General features: G+C 70.8%; 1 protein-coding gene. It reads left to right on the forward strand.

Going from position 1 to position 314, the window contains the following annotated elements; genetic code table 11:
- Positions 1-314: GTP-binding protein (locus AB4039_RS42615; protein ID WP_442273362.1), on the forward strand; the 314-nt coding region annotated here is incomplete at both ends.

Raw genomic sequence — 314 nt, forward strand, 5'->3', positions numbered from 1 at the left:
CTCACCGACGGCCTGCGCGCCGAACGCGAGCAGGGCATCACCATCGACGTGGCCTACCGCTACTTCGCCACCGCCCGCCGCCGGTTCATCCTCGCCGACACCCCCGGCCACGTGCAGTACACCCGCAACATGGTCACCGGCGCCTCCACCGCCGACCTSGCCGTSGTCCTCGTCGACGCCCGCAACGGCGTCATCGAACAGACCCGCCGCCACGCCGCCGTCGCCGCCCTGCTGCGCGTCCCCCACGTCGTCCTCGCCGTCAACAAGATGGACCTCGTCGACTACCGGGAGACCGTCTTCGCGAAGATCGCCGA

Source organism: Streptomyces sp. M-16, from assembly GCF_052114405.1.
Taxonomy (GTDB): Bacteria; Actinomycetota; Actinomycetes; order Streptomycetales; family Streptomycetaceae; genus Streptomyces.